The organism is Streptomyces specialis, from assembly GCF_001493375.1.
GTDB lineage: Bacteria > Actinomycetota > Actinomycetes > Streptomycetales > Streptomycetaceae > Streptomyces > Streptomyces specialis.
This window is the reverse complement of record NZ_LN929895.1, coordinates 226932-243258: the sequence shown is the minus strand read 5'-3', so window position 1 is coordinate 243258 and position 16327 is coordinate 226932. Positions and strand designations below refer to the sequence as shown.

At 70.7% G+C, this 16327-nt stretch carries 14 protein-coding genes and 2 pseudogenes; 9 read left to right on the top strand and 7 right to left on the bottom strand.

What is annotated here, in order from left to right; genetic code table 11:
* Nucleotides 1-704: 704 nt before the first annotated feature.
* Nucleotides 705-2408, bottom strand: a pseudogene (dnaA, locus tag BN2279_RS31505) (chromosomal replication initiator protein DnaA).
* A gap of 366 nt (nucleotides 2409-2774) precedes the next feature.
* Between dnaA and rpmH the strand changes: the two are divergent.
* From rpmH to BN2279_RS15835, 9 genes are all read left to right on the top strand, one after another.
* Nucleotides 2775-2912, top strand: coding sequence for a 50S ribosomal protein L34 (gene rpmH, locus BN2279_RS15875; protein WP_059010105.1), 138 nt, complete (start codon nucleotides 2775-2777; stop codon nucleotides 2910-2912).
* A gap of 22 nt (nucleotides 2913-2934) precedes the next feature.
* Complete coding sequence (gene rnpA, locus BN2279_RS15870) at nucleotides 2935-3303, top strand: ribonuclease P protein component (protein ID WP_059010104.1); 369 nt, start codon at nucleotides 2935-2937, stop codon at nucleotides 3301-3303.
* The gene (gene yidD / locus BN2279_RS15865; protein WP_059010103.1) at nucleotides 3300-3614 is read left to right on the top strand and encodes a membrane protein insertion efficiency factor YidD; all 315 of its coding nucleotides are present in this window, start codon (nucleotides 3300-3302) and stop codon (nucleotides 3612-3614) included. The genes rnpA and yidD overlap by 4 nt, the downstream gene beginning before the upstream one ends.
* Before the next feature lie 12 nt (nucleotides 3615-3626).
* Nucleotides 3627-4646, top strand: coding sequence for a membrane protein insertase YidC (yidC, locus tag BN2279_RS15860; RefSeq protein WP_059010887.1), 1020 nt, complete (start codon nucleotides 3627-3629; stop codon nucleotides 4644-4646).
* Nucleotides 4647-4672: 26 nt separating this feature from the next.
* Nucleotides 4673-5185 carry a Jag family protein gene (locus tag BN2279_RS15855; RefSeq protein WP_059010102.1) on the top strand — a complete coding sequence of 171 codons (513 nt, stop codon included), beginning with the start codon at nucleotides 4673-4675 and terminating at the stop codon, nucleotides 5183-5185.
* A gap of 32 nt (nucleotides 5186-5217) precedes the next feature.
* Entirely contained in the window at nucleotides 5218-5913 is a 696-nt protein-coding gene (gene rsmG, locus BN2279_RS15850) for a 16S rRNA (guanine(527)-N(7))-methyltransferase RsmG (RefSeq protein WP_234347992.1), read from the top strand.
* A gap of 324 nt (nucleotides 5914-6237) precedes the next feature.
* Entirely contained in the window at nucleotides 6238-7305 is a 1068-nt protein-coding gene (locus BN2279_RS15845; RefSeq protein ID WP_079032197.1) for a ParA family protein, read from the top strand.
* Nucleotides 7302-8447: a ParB/RepB/Spo0J family partition protein gene (locus BN2279_RS15840; protein WP_059010100.1), complete on the top strand. Its 1146-nt coding sequence runs from the start codon at nucleotides 7302-7304 to the stop codon at nucleotides 8445-8447. The genes BN2279_RS15845 and BN2279_RS15840 overlap by 4 nt, the downstream gene beginning before the upstream one ends.
* Before the next feature lie 43 nt (nucleotides 8448-8490).
* On the top strand, nucleotides 8491-9108 hold the full coding sequence (locus tag BN2279_RS15835; RefSeq protein ID WP_059010097.1) for a GNAT family N-acetyltransferase: 618 nt from the start codon (nucleotides 8491-8493) through the stop codon (nucleotides 9106-9108).
* 100 nt (nucleotides 9109-9208) lie between these two features.
* On the opposite strand, the gene trxA is transcribed toward BN2279_RS15835, so the two are convergent.
* The 6 genes and pseudogenes from trxA to murJ all read right to left on the bottom strand — a co-directional run bounded on the left by trxA (nucleotide 9209) and on the right by murJ (nucleotide 16321).
* Nucleotides 9209-9538, bottom strand: coding sequence for a thioredoxin (gene trxA, locus BN2279_RS15830; RefSeq protein WP_059010095.1), 330 nt, complete (start codon nucleotides 9536-9538; stop codon nucleotides 9209-9211).
* Between the two features lie 79 nt (nucleotides 9539-9617).
* On the bottom strand, nucleotides 9618-10586 hold the full coding sequence (gene trxB / locus BN2279_RS15825; RefSeq protein ID WP_059010093.1) for a thioredoxin-disulfide reductase: 969 nt from the start codon (nucleotides 10584-10586) through the stop codon (nucleotides 9618-9620).
* Between the two features lie 99 nt (nucleotides 10587-10685).
* Nucleotides 10686-11528, bottom strand: coding sequence for an anti-sigma factor (locus BN2279_RS15820; protein WP_059010090.1), 843 nt, complete (start codon nucleotides 11526-11528; stop codon nucleotides 10686-10688).
* Entirely contained in the window at nucleotides 11525-12214 is a 690-nt protein-coding gene (sigM, locus tag BN2279_RS15815; RefSeq protein ID WP_059010089.1) for an RNA polymerase sigma factor SigM, read from the bottom strand. Before sigM ends, BN2279_RS15820 begins: the two co-directional genes overlap by 4 nt.
* Before the next feature lie 47 nt (nucleotides 12215-12261).
* A complete protein-coding gene (locus tag BN2279_RS15810; RefSeq protein WP_059010087.1) occupies nucleotides 12262-13974 on the bottom strand; it encodes a protein kinase family protein in 1713 nt (570 codons plus the stop codon).
* Nucleotides 13975-14148: 174 nt separating this feature from the next.
* A pseudogene (gene murJ / locus BN2279_RS15805) lies at nucleotides 14149-16321 on the bottom strand (murein biosynthesis integral membrane protein MurJ).
* Nucleotides 16322-16327 lie beyond the last annotated feature (6 nt).

The following is a 16327-nucleotide window of genomic DNA, read 5'->3' as shown; positions in this document are numbered from 1 at the left end:
CGGCTTATAACCGTAGTCGTAGTAGTAGGCCCTGTGGATACGGTGGATAACCCCGTCTTCCCAGCTCAGCGGCGGTTTTTTGTGCACAGGCCCTGTGGGTGGGGCGGTGGATGAACCAGGGGTGCCTGTGGATGCCGCTCCGTTGTGCACAGCTCGTCCCCAGGCGGCCCCGAGTTATCGACAGCTCTGTCCCCAGATCCGGACGGGTTCTCAACAGGCTTCGGCGGGCCGCCGTGTGACCTGTTTCACTCGACCCGGTGAGACCGCGCGTTGCGTTGCCGAACAGTGGATAACTCTGTGGATTGACTGTGCACAACTGCCCTTTCCCTGTGGGCGGGCAGTGGACAACGCTCCGGGGCGGCGGTGGGGCCCGGGCGGTGTCCACAGTCTGTGGATGAGCGTCTTCCACACTTCCACAGGCAGGTGACCTGCGCGATCATCCGATCCGGCGGTGACCTGTGGAAGGAGTTCTGGACAACTTCCCGTTCCCACAGGGTGTGGACGAGAGAAACCTGGCAGATCTGTGGAGAACGGGCCGTGTCCTGCCGGTAATCGAACAGCGCCCCCGGGGTGTCCCGGGGGCGCCGCGGTCGAAGAGGGGCCGGAGAAGGGTCGAGGAAGGGCCGGAGAAGGGCCACAGAGAGGCCGGAGAGAGGCCGGGGAGAGGCCGGGGAGGTGTGGGAGCGCCCGGAACGGCGGGTGGGTCAGCCGTTCTTGATGCGGTTGGTCAGCTCGGTGACCTGGTTGTAGATGGAGCGGCGCTCCGCCATCAGCGCGCGGATCTTCCGGTCGGCGTGCATGACGGTGGTGTGGTCCCGGCCGCCGAAGTGCTGGCCGATCTTGGGCAGCGAGAGGTCGGTGAGCTCCCTGCACAGATACATGGCGATCTGCCGGGCGGTGACCAGGATGCGGCTGCGCGAGGAGCCGGCGAGGTCCTCGACGGTGAGGCCGAAGTAGTCGGCGACGGCCGAGGTGATGGCGTCCGCGGTGATGTCCGGGGTGGCGTTCTCGCCGCCGGGGATGAGGTCCTTGAGCACGATCTCGGTCAGGCCGAGGTCGACCGGCTGCCGGTTGAGGCTGGCGAAGGCCGTGACGCGGATGAGCGCGCCCTCCAGCTCACGGATGTTCCGCGAGATGCGCGAGGCGATGAACTCCAGCACCTCCGGCGGGGCGTTGAGCTGCTCCTGCACCGCCTTCTTGCGGAGGATCGCGATGCGGGTCTCCAGCTCCGGCGGCTGGACGTCGGTGATCAGCCCCCACTCGAAGCGGTTGCGCAGCCGGTCCTCCAGCGTGATGAGCTGCTTGGGGGGCCGGTCGGAGGAGAGCACGATCTGCTTGTTGGCGTTGTGCAGGGTGTTGAAGGTGTGGAAGAACTCCTCCTGCGTCGACTCCTTGCTCGCCAGGAACTGGATGTCGTCGACGAGCAGGATGTCCATGTCGCGGTAGCGCTTGCGGAAGGCGTCGGCCTTGCCGTCCCGGATGGAGTTGATGAACTCGTTGGTGAACTCCTCGGAGCTCACGTACCGCACCCGGGTGCCGGGGTAGAGGCTGCGGGCGTAGTGGCCGATCGCGTGCAGCAGGTGCGTCTTGCCGAGGCCGGACTCCCCGTAGATGAACAGCGGGTTGTACGCCTTGGCCGGGGCCTCGGCGACCGCCACCGCGGCGGCGTGCGCGAAGCGGTTGGACGCGCCGATGACGAAGGTGTCGAAGAGGTACTTCGGGTTCAGCCGCGCGGTCGGCTCGGGGGGCCCCGACGCTGTCTCCCTGTCTCCTATACACCTCTGACGCTGCCGACGAGATTAGGTGCTGGGTCACCACGCAGCGTTCATACACCCAGCCTAGCCGACACGCGCCCGCCATGCACCGCCCCACAGCGCGGAGGAGCGGGCGGCACCGACCGACGCGGGGCACGCGCCGGGGGGTCGGGCCGGGCCGGTACGACCTGGCGCGGCGGGGGCGGCGGCGTCCGCGGCTCCGGGCGCCCGGCCCCGCTGCCGGGGCCGCTGCTGCGGCAGGTGAGGCTGCCCGTGCCGGTCCTGCGGGTGCTGGTCCCGGGTGTGCGGGTCCTGCGGGTGCTGGTCCTGTGGGTGCGGGTGCTGGGCGTGCCGGTTCTGGGCGTGCTGGTCCTGGGGGTCGGGCGGCGGTGCGGTGACGGTGATCGCCAGCCGGACGGGCTGGCCGCACTCGCGGCTGAGCGTGTCGCTGATCAGGGGGGCGAGCCGCCCCTCCAGCACGCTCTTCGCGTACTCGTTCGAGACGCCGAGCAGGGCCGTTCCGGAGACCAGCGCGAGCGGCTGGCAGTCCTCCAGCCAGCGGTGGTCCTTCGCCTCCAGACGCTGGCCGTCGGCGAGCATGGAGGTCAGAGCACGTGGCCAGACCGCGGAGAGGTCTGCGGGAAGGTCAGCCACGAAACACGCTCTCTCACTCGTCTGGGGGGCCTCCCGCCTGCGGGGAGGATGGTGCTGGCGCCTGCGTTCGCCCGGGTGTGTGAGGGCGGATCGGTAGGGAAAGGATCCCGAGTTCAGCAACGGTAGTCAGCGCGGCGTACGCACATCAAGTCATTGTCCACAGGGTGTGTACAAAGGGGTGCCCCGCGAGTTTGACCCGTGGGAGGGCTCGCGCGTACCGTGGCGAGGTCGAGTCTTCGACGGCTGCTGCCGCCTGCCTTCGGGCGCTACAGGCTCCTCGTGGGCGAACGGTGGCAGCCGTCGGCGGTCCACACCCTGCCCGGTACACGTTCGGTGCCGGGCACTGAAGATCTCTGGAGCCCCCGAGTGAGCAAGCGCACTTTCCAGCCGAACAACCGGCGCCGGGCCAAGACCCACGGCTTCCGGCTGCGGATGCGGACGCGGGCCGGCCGCGCCATCATCGCCACCCGTCGCAGCAAGGGCCGCGCCCGCCTGTCGGCCTGATCGCGTCGACCAGGTCCATGCGGTGCTGCCCTCCGAGAACCGGCTGAGGCGGCGCGAGGACTTCGCGACCGCGATGCGCCGAGGGCGCAGGGCCGGACGCCCGCACCTCGTCGTCCATCTGAGCGATGGTACGGACCCGCACCCGGTGGGAGAGCCTGTCTCTCCGCCGCGTGCGGGTTTCGTCGTGAGCAAAGCCGTGGGCAACGCGGTGGTCCGCAATCGCGTCCAGCGGCGCCTGCGGCACCTGATGCGGGACCGGCTGGCCGGGCTGCCCGCCGGTAGCCTGGTGGTCGTGCGGGCCCTGCCGGGTGCGGGCGACGCCGCCTACGCTCAGCTCGCCCGGGAGCTCGACACCGCGCTGGAGCGGTTGCTGGGAGGGGTACGGAGATGAAGTACCCACTGCTGCTGCTGATCAAGCTGTATCAGTGGACGATCAGTCCGCTGCTCGGCCCGGTCTGCCGCTATTACCCGTCGTGCTCCCACTACGGGTACACCGCCGTCCACCGGCACGGTGCCGTCAAGGGGACCGCGCTCACGGCCTGGCGCATCCTGCGCTGCAACCCCTGGTCGCCCGGCGGGGTCGATCACGTCCCCGCCCGGAAGCGCCCGGTGTGGCACCGGCGGCTGCGCGACCGTCTGCGGCCCCGCGTCCTGTCCCACGCCTCGCCCGGGGGTGCCCCCAACAATGCCCAAGGAGCCTGATCCGTGGACACGATCAACTCGATCCTCAGTCCCCTTTACTGGGTAGTCACCCAGATCATCGTCCTGTTCCACCGCTTCTACAGCCTCGTCTTCGCCGAGGACAGCGGCTGGGCCTGGGGTCTGTCGATCGTCTCCCTCGTGATCGTGATCCGGATCGCGCTGATCCCGCTCTTCGTGAAGCAGATCAAGGCGACGCGGAACCTCCAGGCGCTGCAACCGCGGATGAAGAAGATCCAGGAGCGGTACAAGAACGACCGGCAGCGTCAGTCCGAGGAAATGATGAAGCTGTACCGGGAGACGGGCACCAACCCGCTCTCGAGCTGCCTCCCGATCCTCGCCCAGTCGCCGTTCTTCCTCGCCCTGTTCCAGGTGCTGAGCCACATCGCCAACGACGAGAAGGTCGGTGTCCTCACCCAGGACCAGGTGATCAGCGCCCGGCAGGCGACGATCTTCGGGGCGCCCATCGCCACCCGGTTCATGGACGGCGCGGAGAAGGTCGCGCAGCTGGGCGCCACGCTGACCGAGGTCCGGACGGTCACGATCATCATGATCGTGCTGATGTCGGCGTCGCAGTTCTTCACCCAGCGCCAGCTCATGACGAAGAACGTCGACCTGTCGGTCAAGACGCCGTTCATGAACCAGCAGAAGATGCTGATGTACGTCTTCCCGCTGATGTTCGCGATCTTCGGCATCAACTTCCCGGTCGGCGTGCTGATCTACTGGCTGACCACCAACGTGTGGTCGATGGGCCAGCAGCTCTTCGTGATCAACCGCAACCCCACCCCGGGCAGCGTCGCCTACCAGCAGCGGCAGGAGCGGCTGCGGAAGAAGGGCAAGCTCAAGGAAGAGCCCGCCGAGACGGAGGCCGCGAAGGCCGCCGAGGCCGCCCGTTCCGTCCGCACGCAGCCGAAGCGGCAGTCCAAGTCGCAGCGCCAGGGCGGCCCGGTCCAGGGGCAGCAGGCCAAGAAGCAGCCGGCCAAGAAGACCCCGCCGGGGAAGCCCGGCAAGCCGTCCGCGAAGACCAAGAAGTAGAGAGAGCTTCAGAAGGAGCCCCACCCGTGACGGACACCACCTCACCCGCCGCCGCCACCGAGGACACCGATGTCCTGACCCGCCTGGAGCAGGAGGGCGACATCGCGGCCGACTACCTTGAGGGGCTCCTCGACATCGCGGACCTCGACGGCGATATCGACATGGATGTGGAGGGCGATCGGGCGGCGGTGTCGATCGTCGCCGACGGCCCCTCGCGCGACCTCCAGAAGCTGGTCGGCCGGGACGGGGAGGTCCTGGAGGCGCTTCAGGAGCTGACCCGTCTGGCCGTGCACCGGGAGACGGGCGAGCGCAGCCGGCTGATGCTGGACATCGCCGGGCACCGGGCCCGGAAGCGCGAGAAGCTCACCGCCCTGGGCGCGCAGACCGCGCAGGAGGTGAAGGCGTCGGGCGAGCCGGTGAAGCTCAAGCCGATGACGCCGTTCGAGCGCAAGGTCGTGCACGACGCGGTGGCCGCCGCCGGTCTCCGCAGCGAGTCGGAGGGCGAGGAGCCGCAGCGCTGCGTCGTCGTCCTGCCGTGAGCGCGGCGTCGGCGGGCCCGGCCGAGCCCGGGCTGCCCGAGCCACCCCCGGCGGCACTGGAGATCTTCGGGGACCGGCTGTCCGACGCCGTCCGGTACGCGGAACTCCTCGCGGAGACCGGGGTGCGGCGCGGGCTCATCGGGCCGCGTGAGGTGCCGCGCCTGTGGGAGCGGCACCTGCTGAACTGCGCTGTCCTCTCCGAGGCCGTGCCGGAGGACGTGACCGTGTGCGACGTGGGCTCCGGAGCCGGGCTGCCGGGGATTCCGCTGGCCCTGGTCCGGCCGGACCTGCGGATCACGCTGCTGGAGCCGCTGCTGCGCCGCACCAATTTCCTCCAGGAGGTCGTGGAGCTTCTGGGGCTGGATCAGGTGACCGTGGTGCGCGGCCGGGCCGAAGAGGTGCTGAGCACCCTGACTCCGGTGCATGTGGTGACCGCGCGCGCGGTCGCTCCCCTGGACCGGCTGGCCGGCTGGGGAGTGCCACTGCTGCGGCCGTACGGGGAGATGCTGGCCATCAAGGGGGACACCGCCGCGGAGGAGCTGAAGAACGCCCGCGGTGCGCTGGGCAAGCTCGGCGTCGTGAGGAGTTCGGTGCTCCAGGTGGGGGCCGGGCTGGTGGATCCCCCGTCCACGCTGGTGCGGGTGGAGGTCGGGGAGAGCCCCGGCGGTGTCCGGTTCGCGGCCAAGCGGGCCAAGGCGGCCCGGCGCGGCGCCCGCCGCTCCCACTGACGGACCTTTCCTTCGGACGAATCCCTGCCTCCCACGCCGTGACATCCGTGTGGGACGCGGGGATTCGTCCGATTGCGACGGCAATAGAGCCGAATATATCCCTGATGCGGAGTGTCGTCCCGGCCGTGCGCCGGGCCCGTGGGCATCGTGTTTCACGTGAAACGCCGCTCGCTGCTTCAGGGAATCATCAGCCGTGGGCGCGCCGCCGCAGAGCCGCGCGACCGGAAACCTTCCCGTAGAACACCCAAAGGGGGGGCGCCGGTATCCACAGACGACCCCTCATCCACAAGTACCTGGCCTTCGCTGGTTCGCGACCCCCAGGACATGGCAGTCTTTGAATCCACCAAGGCTGCACGTGTCGAGGAGAGTGAACCATTGCGGTCCGAAGCCAACATCGCCGGGTCGACGGCCGATCCGGTCCCCGGCCCTCGGTCCGAGCCAACGGACGCTCCGGGGGGTGCGGTCGACATCGCTCCCGTCGCCCCGCCGCCCGTGGGGGAGTCACCCGGTCGGGCGGCCCAGCAGGCGGTCGAGGCCATGTACCGGTCGGGCGGGAGCCTTCCCCGGCCGGAGCAGACCCGGATCATGATCGTCGCCAACCAGAAGGGCGGCGTCGGGAAGACCACCACCACGGTCAATCTGGCCGCGTCGCTGGCCCTGCACGGGGCGCGGGTGCTGGTGATCGACCTGGACCCGCAGGGCAACGCCTCGACTGCCCTGGGGATCGACCATCACGCCGATGTGCCCTCCATCTACGACGTGTTGGTGGAGAGCAAGCCCCTCGCCGAGGTGGTCCAGCCGGTCCGCGATGTCGAGGGGCTTTTCTGCGCCCCGGCGACGATCGACCTGGCCGGCGCGGAGATCGAGCTGGTGTCGGTCGTGGCCCGGGAGAGCCGGCTGCTGCGGGCCATCAGCTCCTACGAGCAGCCGCTGGACTACATCTTCATCGACTGCCCGCCCTCCCTCGGGCTCCTCACCGTGAATGCGATGGTCGCCGGTGCCGAGGTGGTCATCCCCATCCAGTGCGAGTACTACGCGCTGGAGGGTCTGGGCCAGCTCCTGCGGAATGTGGAGCTGGTGCGGGGTCACCTCAACCCCCAGCTCCATGTCTCGACCATCCTGCTGACGATGTACGACGGCAGGACCCGTCTCGCCTCGCAGGTGGCGGACGAGGTCAGGAGCCACTTCGGCGAAGAGGTGCTGCGGACCAACATCCCTCGCTCGGTGCGGATTTCGGAGGCGCCCAGCTACGGGCAGACGGTCCTCACCTATGACCCGGGCTCCAGCGGATCTCTCTCCTACCTGGAAGCGGCGCGGGAGATCGCGTTGCGTGGTGCCAAGCAGGACGCGACACGGCAAGGACAGCACAACCCGCTGAAGGGGGCGTCGTGACCGAACGACGGAGAGGACTCGGCCGAGGGCTCGGTGCGCTGATCCCGCCCGCACCGACAGGGCTGGACGAGCACGCGGTCTCCGCGATCGATCCGGGTGCCGTATCGCCCGCGGCGGTGCCGGTGCTGGCACCCGACCGAGCCGTCCTGATCCCCACGGCCCCGCCCTCGGCGGAGAACGGCGCGGAGAACGGCGCGGCGAACGGCGCGGCGAACGGCGTTTCACGTGAAACGCCGGAGCCCGCCGGCGCCCCGGCCGGGGCAGGGGGCGAGGTCGCCGGGGCGCACTTCGCGGAGCTGCCCCTGGACGCCATCACCCCCAACCCGAGGCAGCCGCGCGAGGTCTTCGACGAGGACGCGCTGGCGGAGCTGGTGACCTCCATCAGAGAGGTCGGCCTGCTCCAGCCGGTCGTGGTGCGGCAGTTGAGCCAGGACCGCTACGAGCTGATCATGGGCGAGCGGCGCTGGCGGGCGTGCCGGGAGGCCGGGCTCGACGCCATTCCGGCGATTGTCCGGGCCACCGACGACGACAAGATGCTCCTCGACGCGCTCCTGGAGAACCTGCACCGGGCGCAGTTGAACCCGCTGGAGGAGGCCGCCGCCTACGACCAGTTGCTGCGGGACTTCAAGTGCACCCACGACGAGCTGGCCGAGCGCATCGGCCGCTCCCGGCCCCAGGTGTCGAACACGCTCCGCCTGCTCCGGCTGTCGCCGGCGGTCCAGCGCCGGGTGGCCGCGGGCGTCCTGTCGGCGGGGCACGCGCGGGCACTGCTCTCGGTGGACGATCCGGCGGAGCAGGACCGGCTGGCGACCCGGATCGTGGCCGAGGGGCTTTCGGTGAGGGCGGTCGAGGAGATCGTCACCCTCCAGGGCTCGGACCCGAGGACGAACGTCGCACGGGGCCGGGGGCCACGGGCGGGGCGGCGGATCTCACCGGCCCTGGACAATCTCGCCCACCGGCTCTCCGACCGGTTCGAGACCCGGGTGAAGGTCGATCTGGGGCAGAAGAAGGGAAAGATCGTCGTCGAGTTCGCCTCGATAGAGGATCTGGAGCGCATCCTCGGCCAGTTGGCGCCTGGTGAGGGTCCGGTGCTCGATCAGCACCGGCCGGAACGGGAGACCGACGAGGACGAGAGCGACTGAAGTGCCCGGTCGTGGCCGACGCCCCATGGATACGATGGGTTCCATGGGGCGTCGGCTTGTTCCGCTCACGCTGGGCAACCTCTCGGATCTGCCGTCCCGCTGCCGTGCCTGCGTCTTCTGGGAACTGGATCCGGTCAGCGGGGAGAGAGCGGAGCGGGACGGTGAGTCGGCCTCGGAGAAGGAATCCTGGATCTCGTCGCTGCTCTCGGAGTGGGGCACCTGCGGGCGGGTGGCCTATGTGGACGGCAGCCCCGTGGGGTTCGTTCTCTACGCGCCGCCCGCCTATGTGCCGCGTTCCGACGCCTTCCCCACGAGCCCCGTCGCGGCCGATGCCGTGCAGTTGATGACGGGCTGGATCGCCCCGGAGTTCCAGCGGCAGGGGCTGGGCCGGACCATGATGCAGGCCATGGCGAAGGATCTGATCGGCCGTGGGGTCCGGGCGATCGAGGCGTTCGGCGACGCGCGCTCGCCGCAGCCGAGGTGCCTGCTGCCCGCCGACCATCTGCGGGCGGTCGGTTTCGAGGTCACCCGCCCGCATCCGGTGTATCCCCGCCTCCGGCTCGAACTGCGCCGGGCCGTGTCGTGGCGGACCGATATGGAGCTGGCGCTCGACCGGCTGCTCGGCGGCCCCAAGCCCATCCCCGCTCTGCGGCGCTCCTGAGACGCAGGAATGACGGAGGCCGGTGGCGTTTCACGTGAAACGCCACCGGCCTCCGTCATTTCCGTGCCCGGACCAAGGCGGCCGGACCAAGGGGCGCGGTTCAGCCGATGAAGTCGCTCAGGTCCCGCTCGATGGCGGCCTTCGGCTTGGCGCCGACGATCGTCTTGACGACGTCGCCGCCCTGGTAGACGTTCATGGTCGGGATGGAGAGGATGCCGTACTTGGCGGCCGTCACCGGGTTCTCGTCGATGTTCAGCTTGACGACGGTGAGCTTCTCGGCGTGCTCGGCGGCGATGGCTTCCAGGGCCGGGGCGACCTGGCGGCAGGGACCGCACCACTCGGCCCAGAAGTCGACCAGCACCGGCTTGTCGCTCTGGAGGACCTTCTCCTCGAAGTCGGCGTCAGTGGCGTTCACGGTGGCACCAGCCATGGTGCTTCTCCTTCTCTTACGGGGCCTGACAGGGCCTTACGGGGTCCTACGGGTGGGGTGAAGTGGCAGAGCCCGGCGATCAGACCTGGAGGTCCGAGGTGATCGACTCGGTGTCGGCCAGGGCGGCGAGGTACCGTTCGGCGTCCAGCGCCGCGGCACATCCGGTGCCGGCCGCGGTGATCGCCTGGCGGTACGTGTGGTCAACGACATCGCCGGCGGCGAAGACACCCGGGATGTTGGTCCGCGTGGTGGGGGCATGGACACTCAGGTACCCCTCGGCGTCCAGATCGAGCTGCCCCGCGAACAGCTCCACCCGGGGGTCGTGTCCGATGGCCACGAAGAGGCCCGTCACGGGAAGAGCCGAGGTCTCGCCGGTCCTGGTGTTGCGCAGGGTGAGACCCGACAGCTTGCCGTCGGTGCCGTGGATCTCCGCCACCTCGCTCTCCCAGACGAACTTGATCTTCGGGTCGGCGAAGGCCCGCTCCTGCATGGCGGCGGAGGCGCGCAGCGTGTCCCGGCGGTGGATGACGTGGACGGTGCTGGCGAAGCGGCTGAGGAAGGTGGCCTCCTCCATCGCGGTGTCACCGCCACCGATCACCGCGATCTCCTGCTCGCGGAAGAAGAAACCGTCGCACGTGGCGCAGTAGGACACTCCGCGGCCGGAGAGCTCGTCCTCGTTCGGCAGGCCGAGCTTGCGGTGCTGCGAGCCCGTCGTCACGATGACGGCCTTCGCCCGGTGCACCGTGCCCGCGCCGTCGGTGACCAGCTTGATCTCGCCGCTCAGGTCGACCGAGACGACATCATCGGCGACCAGCTCGGCGCCGAAGCGTTCGGCCTGAGCCCGCATGTTGTCCATCAGGTCCGGGCCCATGATCCCGTCCTTGAAGCCGGGGAAGTTCTCGACCTCGGTGGTGTTCATCAGCGCACCGCCCGCGGTGACCGAGCCCTCGAAGACGAGGGGGCTGAGCGAGGCGCGTGCCGTGTACAGCGCGGCGGTATAGCCCGCAGGTCCGGAGCCGATGATGATCACGTTGCGGACGTCGCTCACGGGAGTCTTCCTTGTCTCGGGTCGGCCGCGACCCCGGCGGGGTCCGTAGTCCAATAACGGATCCTAGGGTCCCAGACATTCCCGCTGCCGCGCCTCCGGTCAGTCGCGGGGGTAGCTCTCCTGGAGGAGGATCTCCCCGGAGTCCGCGGACGGGGCGGTGACGCAGGCCGCGGTGACGACATAGGCGTCCACCCGCCTCGGATCCACCGCGTGCGGGAACACCACGAGATAGGTGTCGACGCCCTCGTAGTCCTCCTCCTCGGCGGCGAGGGGCGCCTCCTGACGGCCGATCGCCGCCCGCACGCACGACGGCACTTCGGGCGCGGCCAGATCCATGGTCTCCGGGAGCCGGTCGCTCTCCGGCGGTGGCTGGCCCTCTTCGGTCGACTCGGCGGTGAGTTCGGGGGAGCCCTCGGTCCGTGCGAGCAGCTCCCGCACCTCCGCCTCGACCCCGGCGGCGGTGCGTTCCGTGTCGGAGTCCTCGACGAGCGCCTCGGTCACGTTCTCGTCCGAGTGCGCTCCCCCGCCGCTGTCGACCGATTGCAGCACCACGGCACCGAGCCCCAGCCCGACCACGGCTCCCACGGCCGTCAGCGCCCACCGCAGCCTCCAGCCTCCTCGCGTGTCACGCGCCGCCTGTGTTTCACGTGCTCCGTTGGTTTCACGTGCTCCGTTGGTTTCACGTGAAACGCCTTCGGCAGCGGCCTCGGCAGCGGCTTCTGCGGCGAGAGCCGTGTCGATGCGGAGGGCGATGTCGTCCGGGAGGGGGCCCGGGTCGGGGAGGGCGGCGAGCTCGTCGCGGAGGACGGCCAGGTCGGTCCTGACCTCCGCGCAGAGGGCGCACTCGGTGAGGTGGGCGCGCAACCGCGCCGTGTCGGCGGGGGAAAGCAGGTCCTCGTCGAGCGCCGCGATCTCGGCGGGCTCGGGGTGGACGCTGTTCATGAGGACGCCCCTCCTCCCCGCACGGTCCGGCTCTCGCCCTGGTCCCTCGGGGGTGGGACGGACGCGCCCGTCGGCTGGTTCCTTTCCGCCGCCTCCTCGGTCGCCCGGGGGTGCAGATGGCGCAGGAGGGGCAGGAGACGCGTCCGCGCGCGGGCACAGCGGCTCTTGACCGTGCCGATCGGGATCTCCAGGATGCGGGCGGCCTCGGCCACGGGGTACCCCTGGAGATCGACGAGGACCAGGGCGGCGCGCTGCTCGGCCGGGAGCTGGGCGAGGGCGAGACTCAGCTCGCGCCGCAGGTCCTGGCGTTCGGCGGGAACCTCCGCGGACTCATGGGGCTCCAGCAGGGTCTCCAGCCGCTCCGGCTCCGGCATGGGGGAGGTGCGCCGGGTCCTGGCCTTGCGGGCGCGGTCCAGGCACGCGTTGACGGTGATGCGGTGCAGCCAGGTCGTGACAGCCGACTGGCCGCGGAAGGTGTGGGCGGCCCGGTAGGCGGAGACGAGGGCGTCCTGGAGGGCGTCCGCGGCCTCCTCGCGGTCTCCGAGGGTGCGCAGCGCCACGGCCCAGAGCCGGTCGCGGTGGCGGCGGACCAGCTCCGCGAAGGCGTCCGGGTCGCCCGCGACGTGCCGGTCCAGAAGCTCCTGGTCTCCGGCGACGGCGGGCTCGTGAGGCAGGCGTCTGCCCATGGCGGACCCTCCCCCTTCCTGATGCACCACCGGGACCTGTGTTCCGGCTACTCGGCGACGGCCACGTTCGTGATGCGGCCACGGTAGTTGCCGTCGGGCCCCTGCGGCAGCTCGGTGAGCCAGACCAGGACGAACCGGGTCTCGACCGGGGACTCCGCGCTCAGCGTGAGCGAGTCGCCGGTGGCCTCGTCGAGGGCGGCGAAACCGTCGATGGTGGAGGGGGCGGTCTCGGCTCCCGGGGCGGCGCGGAACTCCACGGTGGTGGAGCCGACGGCGTCGACGGTGAGGGAGGAGATCTCCCGCGGTTCGCCCAGGTCGAGGATGAGGCCGAGGCCCGGCTTGAGGTTGGCGAACGACGGGCCGAAGTAGTTCTTCGTCTGCCAGTAGGTCTCGGGATCGCCGTCGATGATGTGGGGCGTGGACTCCGGGTCCTGTCCCCCGGTGCCGCTGGCGTACGGGTCGAACTCGGTGACGCTCTCGATGCTCACCAGCTCCGGGATCGGCGGCTCCTCCCGCCCCGCGGAGACGGGCGGGGCGACCGGCGCCGCCTCGGCGGGCGCGTCGCCCTTCAGCAGGGCGTCGGCGAGCTGCCAGCTCCCCAGACCGAGAGCGGCGATGAGGAGGGCGGAGACGCCCCACTTCAGGGCGGCCCCCGTGCGGCCCGGCAGGGTGGGGACCGCCGCCGCGGCGGGCGCCGCGGTGACGGGACGGGCGGCGACGCCGTGGGCCGCCAGCGTGCCGCGCTGGTAGGTGGTGTGCTGGTACCCCACCAGATGCGTCGGCGTGGGGTCCGGCGGCGGGATGCGGGGCAGGACGGTCAGCGCCGCGCTGAGCTCCTCGGGCGTGGTGAAGGGCGGCTCATGGCTGGCCGCGGTGGCGCCGTTGTTGTCCAGGGCACGCATCGCGAGCTCGGAGAGCCCTCGGTGCACACCGGCCCGGACCTGCTCCGGGGTGGCCAGCGGGTCGCGGGAGCCCTTGCCGAGGCCCGCCACGCCGCGCAGGCCGTACGCGCCGTCGCCGTAGGGCCAGCGCTGGGTCAGGGCGGCGTACAGCAGGGCGCCGATCGCCTCGGTGTCGGCGCGGCGCGGTTCCCGCGAGGTGATGCCGCGCAGCGCGGCGTCGACCGCGAGGCCGCGGATGCGGAACTGGCCGGGGCCGGTGCGCAGGACCGTGCCCGGGGTCAGCCGCAGGTGCGCGAGGTCCTTGCGGTGGGCCGCGGCCATCGCCTGGGAGACCTGGGTGGCCAGGGCGCAGACCTCGAAGGCGTCGAGGGGGCCGGTCTGGAGCACGGTGCTGAGCGGCACGGCGTCCGGGAGCCACTCGTGGATGACGTGGACGAGGCCGTTCTCCTCGGCGGCGTCGAGGACCTGCACGAAACGGAGATCGCCGACGAGGGCGGCGGAGCGGGCGGCGGAGAGCACGGCCTCGGCGCGCTCGTGTCCGGCGGGCAGCAGGTGGACCCCGACGGCGCGGCGCAGCTTCTCGTCGACGGCACGCCAACTGCTGAAGCCGTCCAAACGGGTGATGCACTCCTCCAGCCGGTACCGCTTGGCGAGGCGGTGGCCGCTGTGCAGTTCGGGTGGCACGGGGGCGTCCTCGATGTCAGCGGAGTCGGCGGAGTCGTCGGCGGACGGGGTGGAACCCCCGGCCGTGGCGGCCCGGGCCACCGGACCGGCCGCCTGGGTGTCGTCAGAGTCCGTGGCGTGCTGGGCGCTCGCTGGACGCTGCGGTGAGCTCGTCGCCGTGCTCCGTTCCGCCACCGTCGTTCCCGCCTCCCCGATCTCGGCTGCCGGATGCTGACCCTGCCAGATTCATTGTGCCGGTACTCCGTCACCCTGCACGACATGTGAGTACGGCCGCAGGTTGTACGGCGCGTGGCGCCGGGGTTGCGTACGCCGGCTCGGCGGGCGGCGATCCGGCGGCGGAAGCGGTGCTCAGCGCCCCAGACGGGCGCGGACCATGCCCACCAGGGCGTTGAGCTCCTCGACGCGCATCCGGCGCGCGGCGACGAAGAACACGCCCAGCAGGATGACGCCACCGGCGCTCAGCGCCGCCAGGGAGCCCAGGAGGCCCTCGCCGACCGCGCCGAGCACGGCGAAGCCCGCCGCGCCGCCCAGGAGAGCGGCCGGGATGCTGGCCCCGATGAGCCGGATGTAGGTGCGCACCACGCGGGCGCCGTCCAGGTCGGTCCCCATCCGGCGGCGCAGGCGGCGCCAGGCGACGGAGACGCCCAGCGCGTACGCGATGCCGTACCCGAGAGCGATGCCGGCGACGACCCACCGGTCCGGCAGGACGAGGAAGCCGAGCACGGACAGCACGATCCAGGCGGCGGAGACGATGACCGTGTTGTAGAACGGCGTCCGGGTGTCCTCGTAGGCGTAGAAGGCGCGCAGCACGACGTACTGGGCGGAGAAGGGGATCAGGCCCAGGCCGAACGCCATCAGGATGTAGCCGAAGGAGCGTGCTCCCTCCTCGCCCGCCGAGCCGAAGAGCAGGGTGCACATCGGCACGCCGAGGGCGAGGAAGGCGAAGGCGGTGGGGACGATCGCCACGGCGGAGGTGCGCAGCCCCTGGGAGAGGTCGTCGCGCACGGCGGCGGTGTCGCCGTCGGCGGCGGAGCGGGAGAGGCGGGGCAGCAGCGCCGCCATGACCGACACGGTGATGATGGCCTGCGGCATCTGCCAGATGAGCAGGGCGCTGTTGTAGGCGATGAAGCCGGTGCCCTCGTAGCCGTCGCGTTCGGCGTTCTCGCCGGCCCAGGTGGCGATCTGGGTGACGACGACGAGCCCGGCCTGGTTGGCGAGGACGAACAGCACGCTCCACTTGGCCATCGTGGCGGCCTTGCCCAGACCGTGGCCGCGCCAGTCGAAGCGGAGGCGGAAGCGGAATCCGGCGGCGCGGAGGTACGGGAACATCGCCAGCGCCTGGACGACGAGGCCGAGGAGCGTGCCCACGCCCAGGAGGCGGACGCCCTCGGGGGTGATGGTGGTGACGCTCATGCCCGAGGTGCGCTGGGTCCCGTAGACCCACAGGAACATTCCGAGGGTGAAGATCACCACGATGTTGTTGAGGACCGGCGTCCACATCATCGGGCCGAAGCGGTCGCGGGCGTTGAGGATCTGCCCGAGCACCACGTGGACGCCCATGAAGAAGATGGTCGGCAGGAAGTACCGCGCGAAGGTGACGGCGATGTCGTTGGCGGGCGGGTTGCCCGCGATGGAGGCGGACATCATGCGGATCAGCAGCGGTGCGGCGAGCACCGCGACGATCACCAGGCCGGCGAGCACGACCATGACGAGGGTGAGGAGCCGGTTGGCGTAGGCGTCGCCGCCGTCCTCGTCGTTCTGCATGGCGCGGACGAGCTGGGGGACGAAGACGGAGTTCAGTCCGCCGCCGATGGTGAGGATGTAGATCATGGCCGGCAGGGACCAGGCGACGGTGTAGGTGTCGCCGAGGACCGCCGCGCCGAGGGCGGCGACGAGGACGAGCTGCCGGAAGAAGCCGGTGACGCGGGAGACGAGGGTGCCGGCGGCCATGATGGCGCTGGAGCGCAGCAGTCCGCCGACCTTGCCGCCCTTCTTCGGGGCGGGCGGTGCCGAGGCTGGCTCCTATACCCATCTGGCTGGCTCCTATACACATCGCCGTTTCGGCGAAGAGGACCGGAGGCATACGAGTTTTCTGCCTGGCTCGGGGGCTCGGAGATGTGTAAAAGAGGCCGCCCTCGGGCCCGGCGGGGGGCGCGGGGTACCACTGCCGCGGATCGGGCGCGTATCCGGCGGCCGGGGGCTGCTGCTGGTGGTACGGCGTGGACCGGTCGTAGTAGCCCTCGCCCGCTCCCTCCTGCGGCAGCGGGGGCCCGCTCAGGGGATCGTGCGCGGCGTAGGGGTCGTGCCGGTAGGTGTCCGCGAGGTACGGGTCGTGGGCCGGCTGCTGCGGCTGGTAGACCGACGGGTCGTAGGAGCCGCGCGGGTCGTACACGGGCGGTTCGTAGGCCGGCGGTTCGTAAGCGGGGGGCTGCTCGGGGTGGCCCTGCTGGTCCTCCGGCCAGCCGGACGGATCTCCACCACCCGGCGCCTGGCCGTGTTCACGGTCATACGGCGCTTGCATCGCTAC

What these genes read in the sequence shown, in the direction of transcription:
- trxA (WP_059010095.1), bottom strand. Translation starts at nt 9,538, where the DNA reads ATGGCTGGTGCCACCGTGAACGCCACTGACGCCGACTTCGAGGAGAAG.
- BN2279_RS15820 (WP_059010090.1), bottom strand. Translation starts at nt 11,528, where the DNA reads ATGAACAGCGTCCACCCCGAGCCCGCCGAGATCGCGGCGCTCGACGAG.
- BN2279_RS15835 (WP_059010097.1), top strand. Translation starts at nt 8,491, where the DNA reads ATGGGGCGTCGGCTTGTTCCGCTCACGCTGGGCAACCTCTCGGATCTG.
- BN2279_RS15845 (WP_079032197.1), top strand. Translation starts at nt 6,238, where the DNA reads ATGGCAGTCTTTGAATCCACCAAGGCTGCACGTGTCGAGGAGAGTGAA.
- sigM (WP_059010089.1), bottom strand. Translation starts at nt 12,214, where the DNA reads ATGGGCAGACGCCTGCCTCACGAGCCCGCCGTCGCCGGAGACCAGGAG.
- yidD (WP_059010103.1), top strand. Translation starts at nt 3,300, where the DNA reads ATGAAGTACCCACTGCTGCTGCTGATCAAGCTGTATCAGTGGACGATC.